The 19,448-nt window shown below is 66.9% G+C and carries 18 protein-coding genes; 14 read left to right on the plus strand and 4 right to left on the minus strand.

Going from position 1 to position 19,448, the window contains the following annotated elements:
- Nucleotides 1-56: 56 nt before the first annotated feature.
- The gene (locus SriyCCGPB3_RS18035) at nucleotides 57-1,265 is read left to right on the plus strand and encodes an NnrS family protein (protein WP_350259587.1); all 1,209 of its coding nucleotides are present in this window, start codon (nucleotides 57-59) and stop codon (nucleotides 1,263-1,265) included.
- A gap of 31 nt (nucleotides 1,266-1,296) precedes the next feature.
- Nucleotides 1,297-1,893 (plus strand): GrpB family protein, encoded by a 597-nt coding sequence (locus SriyCCGPB3_RS18040; protein WP_350259588.1) that lies wholly within the window; start codon nucleotides 1,297-1,299, stop codon nucleotides 1,891-1,893.
- Nucleotides 1,894-1,938: 45 nt separating this feature from the next.
- Here the strand turns inward: SriyCCGPB3_RS18040 and SriyCCGPB3_RS18045 are convergent, their stop codons facing one another.
- The gene (locus SriyCCGPB3_RS18045) at nucleotides 1,939-3,303 is read right to left on the minus strand and encodes a glutamate--cysteine ligase (RefSeq protein ID WP_350259589.1); all 1,365 of its coding nucleotides are present in this window, start codon (nucleotides 3,301-3,303) and stop codon (nucleotides 1,939-1,941) included.
- A 151-nt stretch (nucleotides 3,304-3,454) separates the two neighbouring features.
- On the opposite strand from SriyCCGPB3_RS18045, the gene SriyCCGPB3_RS18050 reads away from it, so the two are divergent.
- The 3 genes from SriyCCGPB3_RS18050 (at nucleotide 3,455) to SriyCCGPB3_RS18060 (ending at nucleotide 6,648) form a co-directional block, all read left to right on the plus strand.
- Entirely contained in the window at nucleotides 3,455-4,159 is a 705-nt protein-coding gene (locus tag SriyCCGPB3_RS18050) for a VIT1/CCC1 transporter family protein (RefSeq protein ID WP_164162282.1), read from the plus strand.
- The gene (locus tag SriyCCGPB3_RS18055) at nucleotides 4,156-4,980 is read left to right on the plus strand and encodes a helix-turn-helix transcriptional regulator (protein WP_350259590.1); all 825 of its coding nucleotides are present in this window, start codon (nucleotides 4,156-4,158) and stop codon (nucleotides 4,978-4,980) included. Before SriyCCGPB3_RS18050 ends, SriyCCGPB3_RS18055 begins: the two co-directional genes overlap by 4 nt.
- Nucleotides 4,981-5,676: 696 nt before the next feature.
- Nucleotides 5,677-6,648: an MBL fold metallo-hydrolase gene (locus SriyCCGPB3_RS18060; RefSeq protein ID WP_110713667.1), complete on the plus strand. Its 972-nt coding sequence runs from the start codon at nucleotides 5,677-5,679 to the stop codon at nucleotides 6,646-6,648.
- Between the two features lie 73 nt (nucleotides 6,649-6,721).
- Here the strand turns inward: SriyCCGPB3_RS18060 and yihA are convergent, their stop codons facing one another.
- The gene (gene yihA, locus SriyCCGPB3_RS18065) at nucleotides 6,722-7,324 is read right to left on the minus strand and encodes a ribosome biogenesis GTP-binding protein YihA/YsxC (protein ID WP_100440120.1); all 603 of its coding nucleotides are present in this window, start codon (nucleotides 7,322-7,324) and stop codon (nucleotides 6,722-6,724) included.
- 156 nt (nucleotides 7,325-7,480) lie between these two features.
- Between yihA and SriyCCGPB3_RS18070 the strand changes: the two genes are divergently transcribed.
- The 4 genes from SriyCCGPB3_RS18070 (at nucleotide 7,481) to SriyCCGPB3_RS18085 (ending at nucleotide 10,769) form a co-directional block, all read left to right on the plus strand.
- On the plus strand, nucleotides 7,481-8,281 hold the full coding sequence (locus tag SriyCCGPB3_RS18070; RefSeq protein ID WP_153854513.1) for a c-type cytochrome: 801 nt from the start codon (nucleotides 7,481-7,483) through the stop codon (nucleotides 8,279-8,281).
- A gap of 106 nt (nucleotides 8,282-8,387) precedes the next feature.
- The gene (locus tag SriyCCGPB3_RS18075) at nucleotides 8,388-9,038 is read left to right on the plus strand and encodes a thiol:disulfide interchange protein DsbA/DsbL (protein ID WP_110713671.1); all 651 of its coding nucleotides are present in this window, start codon (nucleotides 8,388-8,390) and stop codon (nucleotides 9,036-9,038) included.
- A gap of 106 nt (nucleotides 9,039-9,144) precedes the next feature.
- Nucleotides 9,145-9,978: a thiol:disulfide interchange protein DsbA/DsbL gene (locus tag SriyCCGPB3_RS18080; RefSeq protein WP_153854514.1), complete on the plus strand. Its 834-nt coding sequence runs from the start codon at nucleotides 9,145-9,147 to the stop codon at nucleotides 9,976-9,978.
- A 53-nt stretch (nucleotides 9,979-10,031) separates the two neighbouring features.
- Nucleotides 10,032-10,769: an endonuclease/exonuclease/phosphatase family protein gene (locus SriyCCGPB3_RS18085; RefSeq protein WP_005419292.1), complete on the plus strand. Its 738-nt coding sequence runs from the start codon at nucleotides 10,032-10,034 to the stop codon at nucleotides 10,767-10,769.
- A 58-nt stretch (nucleotides 10,770-10,827) separates the two neighbouring features.
- Here SriyCCGPB3_RS18085 and SriyCCGPB3_RS18090 read toward each other — a convergent pair whose 3' ends face one another.
- Nucleotides 10,828-11,703, minus strand: a complete 876-nt coding sequence (locus tag SriyCCGPB3_RS18090) for an EamA family transporter (RefSeq protein WP_032128972.1) — start codon at nucleotides 11,701-11,703, stop codon at nucleotides 10,828-10,830.
- Between the two features lie 72 nt (nucleotides 11,704-11,775).
- Here SriyCCGPB3_RS18090 and SriyCCGPB3_RS18095 point away from each other — a divergent pair, with 72 nt between their 5' ends.
- From SriyCCGPB3_RS18095 to SriyCCGPB3_RS18110, 4 genes are all read left to right on the plus strand, one after another.
- Entirely contained in the window at nucleotides 11,776-12,258 is a 483-nt protein-coding gene (locus SriyCCGPB3_RS18095) for an Lrp/AsnC family transcriptional regulator (RefSeq protein ID WP_164081387.1), read from the plus strand.
- Between the two features lie 77 nt (nucleotides 12,259-12,335).
- On the plus strand, nucleotides 12,336-12,887 hold the full coding sequence (locus tag SriyCCGPB3_RS18100; RefSeq protein ID WP_350259591.1) for a M23 family metallopeptidase: 552 nt from the start codon (nucleotides 12,336-12,338) through the stop codon (nucleotides 12,885-12,887).
- A gap of 172 nt (nucleotides 12,888-13,059) precedes the next feature.
- Nucleotides 13,060-15,204: a ferric-rhodotorulic acid/ferric-coprogen receptor FhuE gene (gene fhuE / locus SriyCCGPB3_RS18105; protein ID WP_350259592.1), complete on the plus strand. Its 2,145-nt coding sequence runs from the start codon at nucleotides 13,060-13,062 to the stop codon at nucleotides 15,202-15,204.
- 172 nt (nucleotides 15,205-15,376) lie between these two features.
- Nucleotides 15,377-15,811: a hypothetical protein gene (locus SriyCCGPB3_RS18110; protein WP_350259593.1), complete on the plus strand. Its 435-nt coding sequence runs from the start codon at nucleotides 15,377-15,379 to the stop codon at nucleotides 15,809-15,811.
- 70 nt (nucleotides 15,812-15,881) lie between these two features.
- Here the strand turns inward: SriyCCGPB3_RS18110 and SriyCCGPB3_RS18115 are convergent, their stop codons facing one another.
- Nucleotides 15,882-18,743, minus strand: coding sequence for a TonB-dependent receptor (locus SriyCCGPB3_RS18115; protein WP_197612310.1), 2,862 nt, complete (start codon nucleotides 18,741-18,743; stop codon nucleotides 15,882-15,884).
- Between the two features lie 101 nt (nucleotides 18,744-18,844).
- Between SriyCCGPB3_RS18115 and SriyCCGPB3_RS18120 the strand changes: the two genes are divergently transcribed.
- Nucleotides 18,845-19,447 (plus strand): hypothetical protein, encoded by a 603-nt coding sequence (locus SriyCCGPB3_RS18120; RefSeq protein WP_162622094.1) that lies wholly within the window; start codon nucleotides 18,845-18,847, stop codon nucleotides 19,445-19,447.
- Nucleotide 19,448: the final 1 nt, after the last annotated feature.

A 19,448-nucleotide genomic window follows, 5' to 3' on the forward strand; every position in this document is an offset into this window, starting at 1 on the left:
CGTTGGCATGACGAAGGTCAAGGCAGCGGCCGCCCCCTCCGGCGCAGACTCGCTGCATGGCCCGCCTGCCCTCCCCTGCGATGCTGATGCGCGCGCCGCACCGGCTGCTGTTCTTCATCGGCGCCAGCAACCTGCTGCTGGCAATGCTGTGGTGGGCGTTGTGGCTGGGCGCTCTGCGCGGACTGTGGACGCCGCAGCCATCGCCGCTGCCTCCGGCCTGGCTGCACGCGCTGCTGATGCAGTACCTGGTGCTGCCCAGTTTCATCTTCGGCTTCCTGCTCACCGTGTTCCCGCGCTGGATGGCACAGCCGGAGCTGCCACGCAGCCGTTATGCGCCGGTCGGCATCGGCCTGTTTGGTGGGCAGGCGCTGCTGATTGCCGCCGCCTGCGGGTGGACACCCGGACTGTGGCCCGGCCTGCTGCTGGCACTGGCCGGCTGGAACGCCGGACTGATCGTGCTGGGACGCGTGCTCAAGGCCGCCGGTCCCAACCGCAACTGGCATGCGCGCGCCTGCTATGCCGCACTGCTGCTGGGCTGCCTGGGGCTGCTGCTGTTCATGGCAGTGGTGCGCGGCCACGCCACCCTGATGCCGGTCACGGTGGCACTCGGCACCTTCGGCCTGCTGCTGCCGGTCTACCTCACCGTCGCGCACCGGATGATCCCGTTCTTCGCCAACAACGTGGTGGACGGCTACGTGCCGTGGCGACCGCTGCGCTGGTTGGCCGCGATGTGGGCGCTGCTGATGCTGCGCCTGCTGTTGAGCGCGTTGCAGATCGACCACCTGCTGTGGCTGGCCGATGCGCCGCTGCTGATGTTGTCGCTGCAGGCGCTATGGCACTGGTGGCCACGCGGGCCGATGCCGGGCCTGCTCGCGGCCCTGTTCCTGGCGCTGGCGTGGCTGCCGATCAGCTTCGCGTTGTATCTGCTGCAGGACATCGGCCAGATGCTGGGCCATCTGCAACTGCTCGGCCGCGCGCCGCTGCATGCCCTCGCCGTGGGCCTGTTCGGCAGCCTGCTGGTGGCGATGGTGACCCGGGTCACCCAGGGGCATTCCGGGCGACCGCTGGTGATGCCGGCAGTGGCCTGGTTTGCGTTCGTCGCGCTGCAGGCGGTGGCGATCATGCGCATCGCTGCCGAACTGATGCCCGACGCCTATGCGTGGCATTTCGCCGCAGCCATCGGCTGGTTGCTGGCCTTGGCACCGTGGGTGGCGCGGCTGGGCTGGATCTACCTGTGCCCACGGCGCGACGGCAAGCCGGGCTGACATCACCGCTGGGCATGGCACCATGGTGGGCATGTCCGATATCCCGTTCGATCCCACCGCAATCACCACCTTCGCCGATGGCGACCCTGAGGAGAATCCCTGGGTTCTCGGCGCGCCGCAGCCGGAAGCGCTGCAGGTGGTGCCCTGGTCCACGCTGTGGGCCGACCAGTTCGAGCAGCAGCGCACGCAGCTGCAGGCGACACTCGGCAACACCGCGCTGGGCATTGAACATGTCGGCTCCACCGCGGTGCCGGGCCTGCCGGCCAAACCGGTACTGGACATCGACCTGCTGGTTGCCGATCCCGCCGACGAAGCGGCCTGGCTGCCACCGCTGCAGGCACTGGGCTACGTGCTTACCATCCGCGAACCCTCGTGGTACCAGCACCGCATGCTGCGGCTGGACGTGCCGCGCGTGAACCTGCACGTGTTCGCACCTGGTTGCGCCGAGCACCTCCGCCACTGCTTGTTCCGCGATTGGCTGCGCAGCCATGAAGACGACCGCAGGCGCTATGCACAGGCCAAGCAGGCAGCACTGCAGGGCAATGCCAACGTGCAGGCCTACAACCGCAGCAAGCAGGATGTGGTTCGCGGCATCTACGCGCGCCTGTTCGCAGCGCGCGGGTGGTGACGCAACGGCAGGTGCCGGCCCCGGTTGGCACCTGCCGGAACAGTGTCAGTACGCGAACTCGCGGAACACCGGATCGACGTCGCCGTGCCAGCGGCCATGGAACAGCGCCAGCTTGCGTTCGGCCGGGGTCAGGCCGGACTCGACGATCTCCTGCAGCACGTCCAGGAACTTGCTCTCGTCCTGGCCGTCGGCATTGCGCGCCGCGCGGCGCTTGAGGCCTTCGACGGAAATCTTCACCGCTTCACGGGCCAGGTCGCGCACGCTGCCAGTGCGGAACGGCAGGTTCATCGCATGCTTCGGCACGCCGTCGCGCAGTGCGTGGCGCTCGGCCAGGGTGAAATCACGCACCAGGTCCCAGGCCGCATCCAGTGCGGTGTCGTCGTACAACAGGCCCACCCAGAATGCCGGCAGCGCACACAGGCGGCTCCACGGGCCACCGTCGGCACCGCGCATTTCCAGATACTTCTTCAGGCGCACTTCCGGGAACGCGGTGGTCATGTGGTCCGACCAGTCGCGCAGCGTCGGCAGCGCACCCGGCAGCACCGGCAGTCTGGCCTGCATGAAATCGCGGAAGCTCTGCCCGCTGGCGTCGTGGTAGATGCCATCGCGGTAGGAGAAGTACATCGGCACGTCGAGCAGGTAGTCGACATAGCGCTCGTAACCGAAGCCATCCTCGAACACGAAGTCGAGCATGCCGGTGCGGTCGGCGTCGGTGTCGGTCCAGATGTGCGAGCGGTAGCTCAGATAGCCGTTGGGCTTGCCTTCGGTGAACGGCGAATCGGCGAACAGCGCGGTGGCGATCGGCTGCAGCGCCAGCGACACGCGGAACTTCTTCACCATGTCCGCTTCGGTGGCGTAGTCCAGGTTCACCTGCACCGTGCAGGTGCGGGTCATCATGTCCAGGCCCAGCGAGCCGACCTTGGGCATGTACGCGCGCATGATCTTGTAGCGGCCCTTCGGCATCCACGGCATCTCATCGCGCTTCCACTTCGGCTGGAAGCCCATGCCGAGGAAGCCCAGCTGCAGCTCACCGGCCACCTGTGCCACCTCGTTGAGGTGGGTGCCGGTCTCCACGCAGGTCTGGTGGATGGTCTCCAGCGCCGCGCCGGACAGTTCCAACTGGCCCGCCGGTTCCAGCGTGACCGAGGCGCCATCGCGCAGCAGGGCGATGGTGTTGCCGTTCTCCTGCACCGGCTCCCAGCCGAAGCGGACCAGGCCGTTGAGCAGTGCCTCAATGCCACGCCCGCCCTCGAAGGTCGGCGGTCGCAGGTCATCCAGGCGGAACCCGAACTTCTCGTGCTCGGTGCCGATGCGCCACTGCGCGCGGGGCTTCTCGCCGGAGGCGATCACCTCCACCAGCTGCGAGCGGTCGGTAATGGGGGTATCGGCGACGTGGCTGGGGCTCGACAAGGGAAAGGCTCGCTGGACGGTGGCGGGGGATGTGGGGCCCGGGGCCTTCCATCGCAAGGGCGCACTATAGCGTGGCCCCCCGTCACGTCATGCGACGGTGACGGGTTTCAGCATCCTACCGACGCCCTCTTGACCCTCGTACACTCAAGCCATGAGCCGCCATTCACGACACCCCGAACTGCACCGCTCCGAGCGCGTCGGCTGGCTGCGTGCCGCCGTGCTGGGGGCCAACGATGGCATCGTCTCGGTGGCCGGCCTGGTGGTCGGCGTGGCCGCCAGTGGCGCCTCCGCGGCGACCATCCTGGCCACCGGCGTGGCTGGCACCGTGGCCGGCGCGATGTCGATGGCTGCTGGCGAGTACGTCTCGGTACAGACCCAGGCCGACACCGAAGACGCCGACCTGGCGATGGAAAAACGCGAACTGCACGAAGACCCGCACAGCGAGCTGGAAGAGCTGGCCGCGATCTACCGCCACCGCGGCCTGGACCCGGCGCTGGCACGGCAGGTGGCCGAGCAGCTCACCGCGCACGATGCCTTGGGTGCCCACGCACGCGACGAGCTGGGCATCACCGATACCCTGCGCGCGCGCCCGCTGCAGGCGGCGCTGGCCTCGGCCGGGGCGTTCACCTGCGGCGCCGCATTGCCGGTGCTGACATCGCTGCTCGCCCCGGTGGACAAGGTTGCAGTGATCACCACCGGCAGCACCCTGCTGGGCCTGTGCCTGACCGGCGCGATGGCGGCCCGGGCCGGCGGCGCACCGCCGGTGCGTGGCGCGATCCGGGTGATGTTCTGGGGCGCGCTGGCAATGGCCGCCGCTGCAGGCGTCGGACGTCTGTTCGGCGCCCACGTGGCATGACCACCATGCTGCCCCCGGCCACCGCACTGCTGGCCGAGATGACCAGCCTGGCCGGCTGCGCACGCGCCGAAGGCTATGCATGCATCACCGCTCGCCAAGAGCATGGCGCCAGCTCGGTGGAGATTCCGCAACCACAGTTCGCGATCCTGCTGGAAGGCCGCAAGCAGGTGCGTACCGCGCACCAGTCGCTGGAATTCATCCCCGGCGACATCCTGCTGCTGACCCAGCGCTGCCGTATCGACGTGGTCAACAGCCCCGATCCGCGCAGTGGCCGCTACCTCAGCGCCATCGTGCCGCTGTGTACCGAAGTGCTGGCGGCCGCACGCACGCTGTGGAGCGAGGACCTTCCCGCCCCGGGCCAGGCGATGGCGCGACTGTCGTTGATCGACCATGGCACGGTGCTGCGCCAGTGGCGGCAATCGCTGCAGGACGGCCGTTACAGCGAAGCCCGGCTGGCCCTGGCCTCACTGGTATTGACCCTGTGCCGGCAGGGCCACGGCAACCTCTTGCTGCCACAGGCACCGAGCCTGGGCGAACAGATCCGCGACCGCATCGCCGCCGAACCGGCTCGCGACTGGCAATCGCGTGATGTGGAAGAACAGTTCGCGCTGAGCGGTGCGACCCTGCGCCGTCGCCTTGCGGCCGAGGACACCAGCCTGCGCCAGCTGCTCACCGAGGCGCGCCTGGCTCACGGGATGCAGCTGCTTTACACCACCGACCTGCCGTTGAAGACCGTCGCCGCACGCGCGGGCTACCGGTCTGCGGCGAGTTTCAGCAAGCGCTTCGCCGAGCAGTACGGACTGGCTCCCACAGACATTTGAGGGGGTTCGGCAGGGCTGCGCCCTGCACCTGCCGAGGCAACAGCAAGAGCCGAAGCAACAGCAACAGCAACAGCGGCTATCCGTGGGATGGCGGGGCGGTGTGGGTGGGCAGGACACGCCGTAAACCCATCCATGGGGGCTCGATGGCGCCATCCATGGCGCCAACGGTCCTGCCCACCCACACCGCCCCACCTTCGACAGGTTCACTCGGCTGTTGGCAACTGCGGCTTTGTTCCGCGCGGCTGTTGGTAGGTGTCGACCTTGGTCGACACGATTTTTCTCTCAGATATCGAATGAGTCATCCACGCATGGCGTGGATCTACTGTGTCGACCAAGGTCGACACCCACCAGAGCAATACGTCGTTCCAACAGATCGCGGAAAACTGTCGAAGGCGGGGTGGGTCCGGTTGCGGGGGCGTGAGCCGCATGGATGCGGCGACCGAGCTTACATGGACGTACTTGCAGCGGCCCCCGCAACCGGACCCACCCCGCCATCCCACGGATAGCCCGCTGTTGCTGTTGCTTCGCCTGTTGCTGTTGCTTCGGCCGTTGCTGTTGCCTCTACGGGTGCAGGGCGCAGCCCTGCAGACAACACCCCTTCCCTGAGCATTCCGCGCAGTGGTTTGAGCGCCGTGCACACGCCGGCCACGGCACGCTGGGCGCAACGGAACCGCCCGTCATCCACCGAGAACCGCCATGACCCTGCGTCCCTTGCCGCTACGCGGCGCCCTGCTGCTGGCCCTGTCGTCCCTGCCGCTGGCCGCGCTGGCCGAAGCCACTTCGCCCGCCCCCACCCAGCAGGTCCCCGGCGTCTACCACCAGCGCATCGGAGCGCTGCAGGTCACCGCCCTGTTCGACGGCGTGGTCGCACTGGGCCGGCAGGAAGTGGTCGACGTGCCGCCAACGCTGGTCAGCCGCCTGCTGGAGGGCCGCTACGTGCCTGAAGACAAGAAGGGCCTGCAGACCGCGATCAACGCCTTCCTGGTGCGCCAGGGCAACCACCTGACCCTGGTCGATACCGGCACCGCGCAGTGCTTCGGCCCCGGCCTGGGCCAGGTGCTGGGCAACCTGCGCGCCTCCGGCGTGGACCCGGCCGAGGTGGATGAGGTGCTGCTGACCCACGCCCATCCGGACCATCTGTGCGGCGTGCTCGACGCGCAGGGCAAGCCGGCCTACCCGAATGCCACGGTGTGGCTGTCCAAGGCCGATGCCGATTACTGGCTCAATCCGGCCAGCGAGGCCACCGCGCCGAAGGGGGTGCGCTTCGCCTTCCCGCTGGCGCGCAACGCGGTGGCGCCGTACCAGACCAGCGGCCACCTGCGCACGTTCAGCCCCGGCGATGCCCTGCCCGGTGGCGCGGTGGCGATGGATACCCATGGCCACACGCCCGGCCATGTCTCCTACCGGTTCGACAGCCAGGGCCAGTCGCTGCTGGTGTGGGGCGATGTGCTGCACTTCCATGCGGTGCAGTTCGCCCACCCGGAAGCCGCGTTCGAGGCCGATTCGGACCGCAAGGCGGCCACCGCCAGCCGTCGCAGCCTGCTGCAGCAGGCCACCGCCCACGGTTGGTGGGTGGCCGGTGCACACCTGCCGTTCCCCGGCCTGGGCCATGTGCGCAGCGAAGGCCAGGCCTATGCCTGGGTGCCGGCGGAATATTCGCCGTTGTGAGGGTGTGCCGACCAAGGTCGGCACCCACCCGATCCGGTAGCGCCCGGCTGCCAGCCGGGCGACGGGGGAGCGCTTACTCCAACCCCAGCCAGCCGCCGATCACGCCGCGGGCTTCATCCACGCCGGTGCGGTCTTCGCCGGAGAACACCTGCACGCTGACGCTGTCGCCGTAGGCCGAGTGCAGTTCCTTGCGCACTTTCTGCAGGGTCTGCATCTGCTGGCTGCGGCTGAGCTTGTCGGCCTTGGTCAGCAGCGCGTGCGCCGGCAAACCGCGCTGCACCGCATAGGACAGCATCTGCCGGTCGTAGTCCTTCAGCGGATGGCGGATGTCCATCACCACCACCAGCCCCTTCAGGGCCTCGCGGGTGCGGAAATACTTGTCGATGAAGGCCTGCCAGTGCGCCTGCAGGTCCAGCGGCACCTTGGCGTAGCCGTAACCGGGCAGATCGACCAGATGGGCTTCCGGGGTGATCTGGAAGAACACCAGCTGCTGGGTGCGGCCGGGGGTCTTGGAGACACGGGCCAGCGCGTTCTGGCGGGTCAGCGCGTTGAGCGCACTGGACTTGCCGGCGTTGGAGCGGCCGGCGAAGGCCACTTCGGCCCCTTCGTCGGGCGGCAGCTGCCGCACGTTGTGGGCCGAAAGGTGGTAACGGGCGCGTTCGATGAGCAATGACATGCGCCTAGGATCGCATGTTGCGGCGCCGCGCGCCCGTGCCGGCGGCCTTTGCGGGCATTTTGCTGCACTGCTGCGTTGACCGTGCGCGGAAACGGCGTTGATAATCCGGGCGATGCCGGCGGCCACCGCCCGGCCCGGTCCATACGGAGCTTTAGCATGCGCCACGCTCGCGTTCTTGCCGTATCCGCCCTTGCCACTGCTGTAGTCGTTGCCGCTGCTGCGTTCGCGCAGACCACGTTGACCCCGCTGCCCGACAACGGGCCGATCAACACCGCCTCGCTGGAGGTGGATTTCAGCAAGACCCACTGGGGCGATGCCAAGGCCGGCCAGACCAAGGCCTCGGCCTGCGCGGCCTGCCATGGCGCCGACGGCAATTCCACGGTGGAGATGTACCCGTCCATCGCCGGCCAGAGCGAACGTTACGTGGCCCAGCAGATGGCCCTGATCGCCAATGGCCAGCGCAGCTCCGGTGCGGCGGTGGCGATGGTGCCGTTCGTGCAGAACCTCACCCCGCAGGACATGCGCGACATCGGCGCGTTCTTCGCCACGCAGAAGGCCACCGCCGGCATCGCCGACGACACCCTGGTTGCCGACGGCCCCTACAAGGGCATGAAGTTCTACGAGATCGGCCAGCAGCTGTACCGCGGTGGCGACGCCAAGCGCGGCCTGCCGGCCTGCATGGCCTGCCACGGCCCCAGTGGCGCCGGCAATCCGGGCCCGGCCTATCCGCACATCGGTGGCCAGCACGCCAGCTATGTCGCGCGGCGCCTGCAGGAATACCAGGCCGGGCAGACCCACGAGACCGACAAGGCGCACTTCCAGATCATGGCCACGGTCGCGCAGAAGCTCAGCGAGCAGGAGGTGCAGGCGCTGTCGAGCTACCTGCAGGGCCTGCACAACAAGGCCGACGACGTTGCCGTGACGACCACGCCGGCACAACCGGCTGCCGCGCCCTGACCACCGCTGGTCGGCCCGGGCCGCCACTGCGGCCCTCGCCTGCGGTATGTTTCCTTCACGCCGGCGACCGCGCCGGCGTTGCTTTTTTCAACGGAGATGCGTGTCGATGAGGTTGATTTCCCGCCTGCTGTTGTCCGTGCTGGTGCTGCTGCCGCTGGTAGCCTGCGCCGCCACTCCCGCCAATGCCCCGCTGGTCGAGGGCAAAGACTACGAGCGCATCGCCCAGCCGGGTCCGTTCCAGCCGCTGGCCGGCAAGATCGAGGTGGTCGAGGTCTTCGGTTACACCTGCCCGCACTGCGCCCACTTCGAACCGCAGCTGGAAGCCTGGGCGGCCAAGCTGCCGGCCGACGTGCGCTTCACCCCGGTCCCGGCCGCCTTCGGTGGTGCCTGGGATGCCTGGGCGCTGGCCTATTACGCCGCTGACGAAGTCGGCGTGGCCAAGCGCAGCCACGCCGCCGTGTTCAAGGCCCTGCACGAACAGGGTTCGCTGCCGATGCAGAACGTCTCGGCCGATGAGCTCGCCACCTTCTACAAGGCCTATGGCGTCACTCCGGACCGCTACATCCAGGCCCTGCGCGGCGAGGCCGTGCAGAAGAAGGTCGATGCCGCCCGCGCGTTCGCCCAGCGCACCAAGGTGCCGGGCACCCCGGCCATCATCATCAATGGCCAGTACCTGGTGCGCGGCAACAGCTTCGACGACCAGCTGCGCATCGCCTCGGCCTTGATCGCCCAGGCCCGCGCCGCCCGCGGCCGCTGAACCAACGCCCACCACCGACACGGCGCTGTCGCCGCCGCATGTCATCATTTCCCTCTGGCCGGCGCCTGACGCCGGCCCCACCTTTCCAGATGCTGGAGACGTTTCCATGAAGATCCGTTACGCCCTCGCACTCGCAGCGCTGCTGCCGATCCTGGCGGCCTGCAAGGCCGACGACGGCAGCACCAACACCACCGCGGCCCCGGCCGAACCGGCGACCGCTCCGGCCACCACCGAGCCCGCCGCTGCACCGGCCGCGGGCAGCGAAGGCACCGCTCCGGCTGTCGCCGAAGGCGAGAAGGCCCCAGCCGAAGCCGCACCGGCTGCCGCACCGGCTCCGAGCACCGCCGCGCTGACCGGCCCGGCTCCGGTGGAAGGCGCCGATTACCAGGTCATCCCGAACGGCCAGCCGTTCCAGCCGGCCGCCGGCAAGATCGAAGTGACCGAGATCTTCGGCTATGTCTGCCCGGCCTGCGCCGCATTCCAGCCGCTGGTCGGCCCGTGGAAGGCCGGCCTGCCGAGCGACGTGAACTTCGTCTACGTGCCGGCCATGTTCGGCGGCACCTGGGATGACTACGCCCGTGCCTTCTACGCCGCGCAGACCCTGGGCGTGCAGGAGAAGACCCACGAAGCGCTGTACGCCGCCATCCACTCGCAGAAGACCCTGAAGGGCGAGCGTGGCCGTGATTCGGTGGACGACATTGCCAAGTTCTACGGTGCCTACGGCGTGGATCCGAAGCAGTTCGCCGCCACCATGGGCAGCTTCGCGGTGAACGCCAAGACCAACTCGGCCAAGCAGTTCGCCCAGCGCAGCCAGATCAGCGGCACCCCGTCGATCATCGTCAACGGCAAGTACCTGGTGAAGGGCAAGAGCTTCCCGGACATGCTGCGCATTGCCGACCACCTGATCGCCCGCGAACGCGGTGCGGCCCAGGCTCACTGATCCAAGAGAAGCGTTTCCCGGCCGTGAATTCCCCCCGTACACGGACCCTGCGCTTGCTGACGGCCAACATCCAGGCCGGCTCAAGTACCCGCCGCTACAGCGACTATGTGACCCGCAGCTGGTCACATGCGCTGCCGGCGGGCCGCAAGCGCAGCAGCCTGGACGCGATCGCCACCCTGGCGCGCGAACATGACATCGTCGGCCTGCAGGAGGCCGACCCGGGCAGCCTGCGCTCGGGCTTCACCAACCAGACCCACTACCTGGCCCAGCGTGCCGGCTTCAACTACTGGAGCCACCAGCCGAACCGGCGCATGGGCGGGGTCGCCTCCAGCGCCAACGGCCTGCTGAGCAAGCTGGAACCGGTGGAAGTGCAGGATCACGCCCTGCCCGGCCGCATCGGCGGGCGCGGCGTGCTGCTGGCCAAGTTCGGCGACGGCGCCGATGGCCTGGCGGTAGCGGTGGCCCATCTGTCGCTGGGCGCGGGCTCGCGGATGTCGCAGCTGGGCTTCATTGCCGAGCTGCTGTCCGACCATCCCAATGCCGTCCTGATGGGCGACTTCAACTGCCTGGCCGAACGCCCGGAAATGCAGGTGCTGTACCAGAAGACCCGGCTGCAGCCCCCCGGCTGCATCGTGCCGACCTTCCCCAGCTGGCGCCCCGATCGCGCCATCGACCACATCCTGGTCAGCAGCGGCCTGCAGACCCGCACCGTGGAAGCCGTACCGGCCGCGTTCTCCGATCACCTCGCCCTGGCGATGCAGATCGACGTCCCGGCGGACGCCCTGCGCTGACCGCTCCTGGTGGGTGCCAACCTTGGTTGGCACGCTCTCCGCCGGGCATGGCCCGGCGCTACCCCGCCTGCACCACCGGCACCTTCAGCCGCCGCGCGGTCATCGTGCTGCCCACCGAGGCCAGCACCGTGCAGCCGATCGCCAGCCACTGCAATCCATGCAGGTGCTCGTGCAGCAGCAGCATCGCCCACAGCGCGGCCACTGCCGGCTCCATGCTGATCAGGATGCCGAAGGTCTCCTTGGGCAGGCGCTTGAGCGCCATCATCTCCAGCGACATCGGAATCGCGCTGGAGACCAGCGCTACCAGCAGGCCAGCGGCCAGGATCTTCGGATCGAGCAGTGCGGCGCCGGCATGCACCACGCCCACCGGCACCACCACCAGCGACGCCGCCAGCAGCCCCAGCGACACCGAATGCCCGGCGTGCAGATGGCCGGCACGCTTGCCGAACACGATGTACAGGCCCCAGCACGCCGCCGCACCCATGGCATACAGCACGCCGGCCGGGTCCAGCGCCGGGCCGCCACCGATCGGCAACAGCAACAGCAGCCCCACCGCCGCGCAGCCTACCCACAGGAAGTCGATCGGTCGTCGTGATGACAGCATCGCCACCGTCAGCGGCCCGGTGAACTCGATGGCCACCGCGATGCCGAAGGGAATCGTGCGCAGGGCCATGTAGAACAGCAGGTTCATCAGGCCCAGGGTGAGCCCGTAGCGCAGGATAGTGATCGCATCCACGCGGCTGGTCTTCCAGCGCCATGGCCGCCAGAACAGCAGCAGCAACAGCGCCGAAAAGCCCACGCGCAGCGCGCTGGTGCCCTGGGCACCGATCAGCGGGAACAGGTGTTTTGCGTAGGAGGTGCCGATGGCCAGCGAGGTGACCGAGCCGAGCACCGCCAGCGCCGGCAACATCGGCGCGAGTCGTGAGGTCTGCATGCGCAAAGTCTATTGCGCCGGCGCCGAGCACTTGGCTCAATTGACGGCCCGTTCGTGCAACTTCTGCTCGCCATGTCCATCGCCCCCGTGCTCGACAGTTTCGACCGCGCCATCCTCGACCTGCTGCAGCGGGACAACACCCTGCCGCAGCGCGAAATCGCCGAGGCCGTGCACCTGTCCACCCCGGCCGTGCAGCGTCGCATCAAGCGCCTGCAGGACAGCGGCGTGATCGCGGCCAATGTAGCGGTGGTCGCCGCCGCCAAGGTCGGGCGGCCGCTGACCATCATCGTCGAGGTGCGCGTGGTCAGCGAGCAGCGCGAGCGGGTGGCGCCGTTCAAGCGCCGCGTGCAGGACGACCCGGCCGTGCAGCAGTGCTACTCGATCACCGGCGATGGCGATTTCCTGCTGCTGCTTTCAGCGGCGTCGATGGAGGAGTACGAGGCGATCACCGAGCGCTTGTTCGGTGGCGATGACAACATCGAGCGCTTCCGTACCTCGGTGGCACTGGGCACCTTGAAGCGGAGTTTCGAGGTCCCGCTGGCACCGGTTCTGTAGCGTCGAGCCATGCTCGACTGCGCTTTTACCGCAAAGCAACAGCCGTCGAGCATGGCTCGACGCTACAGTCGGAGACCATGAGCACTCCGTCCTCTCCTGCCGGTCGCCTGCGCCGCTGGCTGCTGCGCGGCCTGTGGCTGGCCATTGCCGTCGTTGCCGCGATGGCGCTGTGGAACAGCCCGTGGGCGGCCACGCCGAGGATGCTGTGGGCACTCTCGCGCATGCCGCCGGCCACCGAACTTCCGGTGCCGGTGGAGGGTGTGCGCCCCCGCCAGATCGCCGATACCTTCGGCGCGCCGCGCGGCCGCGACCGCTCCCACACCGGCATCGACATCTTCGCCCAGCGCGGCACGCCGGTGCGCAGCGTCACTGCCGGAGTCATCGCGGATGTCAGCGAACGCGGCCTCGGTGGTCGCCAGGTCTGGGTGATCGGGCCCGGGCGGGAACGCTACTACTACGCGCATCTGGAAGGCTGGGCCGAGGGCCTGGCGCGCGGCCAGGTGGTGCAGGCCGGTGACCTGCTCGGCCACGTGGGCGACAGCGGCAATGCCAAGGGCACGCCGCCGCATCTGCACTGGGGCATCTACGGCACGAACGGCCCCCGCAACCCGTTGCCGTTGCTGCGCTGATCGCCACGGCGCACCCGCGCACCGAACCGTTCATGATTTGTAAATAGGAATAGTTCGTATTACCATTTCTTTCGTTTCCGGTGGTGCCAGGACGGCCTGCCCGCCCTTCCCCTACCCGTAGCGCCTCGCCTCCTGGATGCCGGCCGAACGCGCGTGCTCGTCCAGGACCCCCATGACCCGTCCCGCCTTCCGTACCCTGCAGCCGCAGCGGCTGTCCGTTGCCGTGCTTGCCGTTCTCTGCGCCGTGGCCCCGGCCGCCTTCGCCGACACCGCCGCCGATCCGACCACGCTGGACAAGGTGGTGGTCAAGGGCGAACGTGCCGAAGGCTATTCGGTGCGCCGCACCTCGGCCGGTACCCGCTTCGATCTGGCACCGCGCGAGATCCCGCAGTCGGTCAGCATCATCAGCCACCAGCGCATCGAAGATCAGAAGCTGGACGACATCATCGACGTGCTGGCCAACACCACCGGCGTGACCAGCACCCAGTCCGACAGCGAGCGCACCGAGTTCTACGCGCGTGGCTTCTACATCGATGCCTACCAGTTCGATGGCCTGCCGACGCAGATGGTGCAGAACTGGAGCTACGGCGATTCCGGCCTCGATCTTGCGCTGTACGACCGCGTGGAAGTGGTACGCGGCGCTACCGGCCTGCTCAGCGGTGCCGGCAATCCGTCCGCCTCGGTGAACCTCATCCGCAAACACGCCGACAGCGCAGAACTGACCGGCAGCGTCTCGGTGAACGTCGGCAGTTGGGGCCGCACGCGCACCACCGTGGACGTGGGCACCGCGCTGAACGCCAGTGGCACGGTGCGCGGCCGGGTGATCGGCAGCTACCTGGACACCGATGGTCAGATGGACCGCTACAACCAGCGCAAGACGCTGGGTTATGCCGTCATCGACGCCGACCTGACCCCGGACACGCAGCTCAGCGTGGGCTACGACTACCAGCAGAAGCGCGCCAACGGCGCGACCTGGGGCGGCTTCCCGATGTGGTACGCCGATGGCAGCCCGACCAACTATCCGACCTCGTTCAATCCGTCGCCGAACTGGACCTACTGGGACACCACCAGCAAGCGTGCGTTCGCCACCCTGCAGCATGCCTTCAGCAACGGCTGGAAGTTCAAGATCGGCGCCACCCACGACCGCACCAAGGCCGACGACAAGCTGTTCTATCCGGCCTACACCGCGTTCAACAAGACCACGGGCGCCGGCATCACGCCGATGGCCGGCTTCTACAACACCGAGCGCAAGGTTGATGGCATCGATGGCTACATCGATGGGCCGTTCCAGCTGTTCGGCCGCGAGCACCAGTTCATGGCCGGCCTGAGCTACAACAAGCGTGAGTTCGCCAACTATGGTGATTTCCAGCCTGACTTCAACGATCCGAATGCACAGTACCTGCCGCTGGCCAGCTACTTCGGCTGGACCGGTGATTTCCCGCAGCCGAACTGGCGACCGCTGAAGCTTGCCAGCCAGGGCACCATCACACAGAAGGCCGGCTATGCCGCCGCACGCCTGTCGCTGGCCGATCCACTGAAGCTGATCATCGGTGCGCGCTACACCGACTGGAAGAGCGAAGACGAAGGCAACGACCGCTCGCACAAAGTGACCACGCCGTATGCCGGCCTGGTCTACGACATCAACGATACCTACTCCGCCTACGCCAGCTATACCGAGATCTTCCAGCCGCAGACGCTGCGCAACAAGCAGGGCAGCTACCTCGATCCGGTCGATGGCAAGAGCTACGAAGTCGGCGTCAAGGGCGCGTGGTTCGACAACCGGCTGAATGCATCCGTGGCAGTGTTCCGCATCGAGCAGGACAACGTTGGCCAGGGAACCATGGACAAGGTCGACGGGCAAATGAACGAGACCGCCTACATCGCTGCACGTGGCACCGTCAGCCGCGGCTTCGAGTTCGAAGTGAACGGCGAACTGGCACCGGGCTGGAACGCGACCTTCGGTGCTTCACGTTACGTGGCCAAGGACATCAACGGCGCCGACATCAACACCAACCTGCCGCAGACCGCGCTGAAGCTGTTCACCAGCTACACCCCGCAATCGCTGCAGGAACTGACCGTCGGCGGCGGTGCCAACTGGCAGAACCGCATCTACTACGCTGCGCCGGTAGTGGGCCGTTTCGAACAGGAAGGCTACGCGCTGGTCAGTGCCTTCGTGCGCTACCGCATCTCGCCGGAGTTCAGCGTGCAGGCCAACCTCAACAACCTGCTGGACAAGAAGTACTACTCGCAGATCACCGGTTACGGTGCCTACGGCGACGGCCGCAATGGCTCGCTGACGTTCACCTGGGCGTTCTGATTCAACCGGCCTTGTAGCGTCGAGCCATGCTCGACTCGATCATACGGGGTCGTCGAGCACAGCTCGACGCTACAACGGGGGCGCTCCGCGCCCCCGTTGCCGCGCTGACCTTGCAGGTGTAGCGTCGCGCAGACGGATACCTCCGCGCCTTCCCCCTCCAGGACGACCGGCCATGCGCACCCGCACGAAACTCGGTCTCTCGCTCCTGGCCCTGTTCTCTTCGCTGCCGCTGATGGTCGCTACAGGCAATGGCTACTTCATCCTGCTTCTGCTGATCGGCCTGCCCGCAGCGATCCTGTTCTGGTTCGATCTGGGCCGTGAACTGCGCGCCATCCCCACTCCCACCCGCTCCGAGCGCGCGCTGGGATTGGCAATGGGCATTCCACAGGTGCTGTTCGGATTGTTGTGCGCGGGGATCGGCCTGATCCTGGTGGCCTGGATCCTGTACAACCTGCTGGTCCAAACGCTGCCACAGTTCCGCATTCCCTCACTGCCCGCCTTCGCGGTCGGGCCGATGATGATCGTGGCCGGACTGGGATGGGCACGCACCGCGTTCCGCCGTGCCAGCCTTGAACAGGATGACCCGGAACAGGACATTCCGGATTGACCACCTTCATGGAGTCGAGCATGGCTCGACGCTGCAACGGCGCCGGGCTGAGCCCGGCGCCGTCCCTTCATCAGAAACGCAGGTCCGCGCGCAGGTACCAGTAGCGGCCACGCGGGATGTCGTAGGTCGAAGCGTCGTAACCGTTCAACGAGCACGACAGGCAGATCGGCGGATCCTTGTCGAACACGTTGTTCAGGCCAGCGGTCAGCTGCAGCCCCTTCATCCAGTCGATCTTGTAGCCCACCTGCATGTCATGGAAGGTGGTGGCCGACAGCGTATTGGTGCCTGCGGCCTGGTTGCTGCACACCGGGAAGGCAGCGGCATCACCGCAGTTTTCGGTCAGCTCGGAGATGTGCCGTACGGTCCAGTTGGCACTCCAGCGGTCCATCGTCCAGCCGATGCTGGCATTGCTGGTCCATTCCGGAATCGAACTGTCGGCTACTTCCACGCCTGGCTTCTGCGGCTGCTTCTGGCCGGCCGCGCCGGTGGCCTCGTAACGGCCGACGAAGGTGTTCTTCCAGCCCAGCTTGAACTGGCCGATGGAGGTCTGCGGCAAGGTCCAGAACAGATCCACGTCCCAACCATCGGTCTTGATCGACCCCAGGTTGGTCAGGCGGTTGTTGAAGCTGCTCACTGCGCCGGTGCTGGCACGGGTGATGCCGTCGCAGTAGATCGGATCGAGCGTATCCACGCACAGGTCCAGCTGGGTCTGCGCGTTGATCGCCTGGATGGCACCATCGATGGCGTGGCGGTAGAAGGTCACTTCCACGTCGAAGCGCTCCGACCACGACGCATTGTTGCCGAACCACGGGCTCCACACGAAGCCGGCACTGAAGCTGCGCGAGCGTTCCGGATCAAGCTCGCGGTTGCCGCCGGTGGTCACCGAGATCTGCGAGTTGGCCTGCTGGAAACCAGCCGGCACGCCCAGCGCAGCACAGTTGGCGGCGCTGCCACGCGGCGGCGTACCGCCCAGGCCCACCGAGCATGGATCGAACAACTGCAGGTCGGCACGTGCCGCCGAGCCGTACAGCTCACCGATCGACGGTGCGCGGAAGCCTTCGGCATAGGTCGTGCGCAGCACGAAGTCATCGGTCACCTGCCAGCGCAGGCCGTACTTGGGCGTGAATTCACCACCAAAGGTGGAGTAGTCCGAATAGCGGCCGGCCAGGCTCAGGTCCAGCTTCTTGCCGAACGAAGAGTCGGCGAAGATCGGCACGCTCAACTCCAGGTAAGCTTCATTGACGTCATAGGAGCCCGAGGTCGGCTGCGAGGGCACGCCGTTGTAGTGGCCCGCCACCGTCAACGGATCCGGCTGGTAGGAGCCCTTGTACCTGCGGTGTTCGACACCGGTGGCGAACGACACCGGGCCGGCCGGGAGCGTGAACAGCTCGCTGGACAGGTTGGCGGTGAACAGGCTCAGCTCGTTCTGGCTGCGGTCACGCACCACCGGCTGGATCCACTTCAGCATGTCCGGCGTGATCGAGCCCACGCCACCGAAGATGTTCAGCGGCACGCACCCTGGCGTGGCGGCGCAGATGGCAGGATCGCCCAGCGCCATGTTGACGTTGTAGATGTTGTAGCTGCCGTAGTTGGTCTGTTCGGCCTTGTTCTTGCTGTACATGCCGTTGACGTCCCAGTACCAGCTGCGGTCAGCCGCCTGGAAGTTGCCGACCAGGCCGGTGGCGAAGTACGTGGTGTCCACCTTCTGCTTGAACACGCGCGCACCGCCCTCCACCGGACGGCGACCGATCAGGCTCAGGTTGTCACCCGAGACCAGGTCGAAGCCGAACGGGTTGTACGGGTTGAGCGCAGACACGGTGATGTTGTCAGCCAGCGGGTTGCCGGTGGCGCCATCGGGACCGAAGAACAGCGGCTCCGGACCGGCCTGGTTGGTCGACTCGCGGCGGTTGCCCAGTGCCTTGACGTACCACTGCACGTTGTCGGTGATGTCGAAGCGGAACTGGCCGAACAGGCCCTTACGCTCCGAGGGTGTCAGCACCATGTTGTATTCGGCGAAATTGAACCGATCAGCACTGGTGAAGCAGTGATAGTCATCGGTGCGCGTGCAGCCGGCACTGCCGTCGTAACGCGGGTTGCTCACACCGGTATTGGGCACGATGTTCTGCACCGCACCGGTGTTCGGATCGGTGAACATGAAACGGCCCTGCGGAATGCCACCACTGCCGAAGGCCAGGCCGGTGCCCGGAATCGGGAAGCGCGACTGTTCGCGGTCCTTGGCAAACACCGGATCCTGCTTGGTCCAGCTCGCGCCCAGGAACAGGCTGTAGCGGTCACCGCTCTTGCCCCAGGCCAGGTCCACGCCCTTCTGCGTACCATCGCCCTTGCTGTACTCGCCGTAGTTCAGGGTCACCTGGCCGCCATCGAAATCACGGCGGGTGATGATGTTGACCACGCCGGCAATGGCATCGGAGCCGTACAGCGACGACGCGCCATCTTCCAGCACTTCGATGCGCTCGACGATGGCCAGCGGAATGGTGTTGAGGTCGGTGGCCGAGCCCACACCGGAGGCAGACGACTCATTGACCCAGCGGATGCCATCGACCAGCACCAGCACGCGCTTGGCCCCCAGATGACGCAGATCAACCTGCGCGGAACCGGCACCCACGCCACTGCCATCGGGCGGGAAGCCGAAGTTGCCGGACGAGTTGAACTTGGCATTGAGCGCGGAACCAGACCCGGTGAGCTGCTGCAGCACTTCGCCGATCGAGGTCAGGCCGGTGCGTTCGATATCACCGCGGGTCAGCGTCTGGATCGGCACCTGGCCTTCGACTTCAGCGCGCTTGATGCGGGTACCGGTGACTTCCACCGCATCGAGGTTGGTGGTGGATTGTGCAGCGGCACCCAACGGTGCCAGGGCCGTCACGCACAGCGCAACGGCAACCGCCAACGGGCGGTGATGCAGGTGAATCATTCGCTCTCTCTCCAAAGGAATGTCGGGACATGGACTGCCGCGCTCCCCCCTGCATGGCGGCAGCGTCTCCTTTGTAAACAAGTGGTAAAAACCACGGCGTGATGATCGACACTCTTTCACGCGGAATTGACGCAATTGCAGGCCGATTGCGTCAGATGGCTGCAGGTTATGACCGGACGATATTGTTCACGACAGGCAGCCTTGATGCCGGCTGCGACAGCGCGCGCCGGGGGCTGCCACATTCATGGAAAAGGTCTTTGCCGGACCGTTTCAGGAATAGTTTGAAATTCCCTCTTTCAGAAGGCGCCGCTAGTCGATCCAGCGCAGACTCGCACCTCCAGCCATTCGCGGGAGGGTCGATCATGAAAGCGGTGAGTGCGGTGCTGGGTGTCACGACGGTGATGACGCTGCTTTTTTCCCTGGCGGGCGAATCGAGAGCAGGCGGCGTGATCGAGTGCAACAACTGCCCCTCTCCCAGCGATGCGGCCTTGGCCTCGGGAGAGGGATTGACGGTTGTGGTGGATTTCGAGAGAGCCGAGTTGACTGCTTTCGACGTTGAACGTGCCCCTGGGACCGGAAGGTGGCGAGCACATCCAACCCCGGTTCCAGCGCAGATTGAAATGGCCTTTCTGCGGATCCTGGATGCGACGCTGTCAGCAGGGGAAGCGCCGCTCATGCAGCAATCACCGCATGAGCGGCAGTGAG

It is taken from the genome of Stenotrophomonas riyadhensis, from assembly GCF_040256885.1.
GTDB classification, from domain to species: domain Bacteria; phylum Pseudomonadota; class Gammaproteobacteria; order Xanthomonadales; family Xanthomonadaceae; genus Stenotrophomonas; species Stenotrophomonas riyadhensis.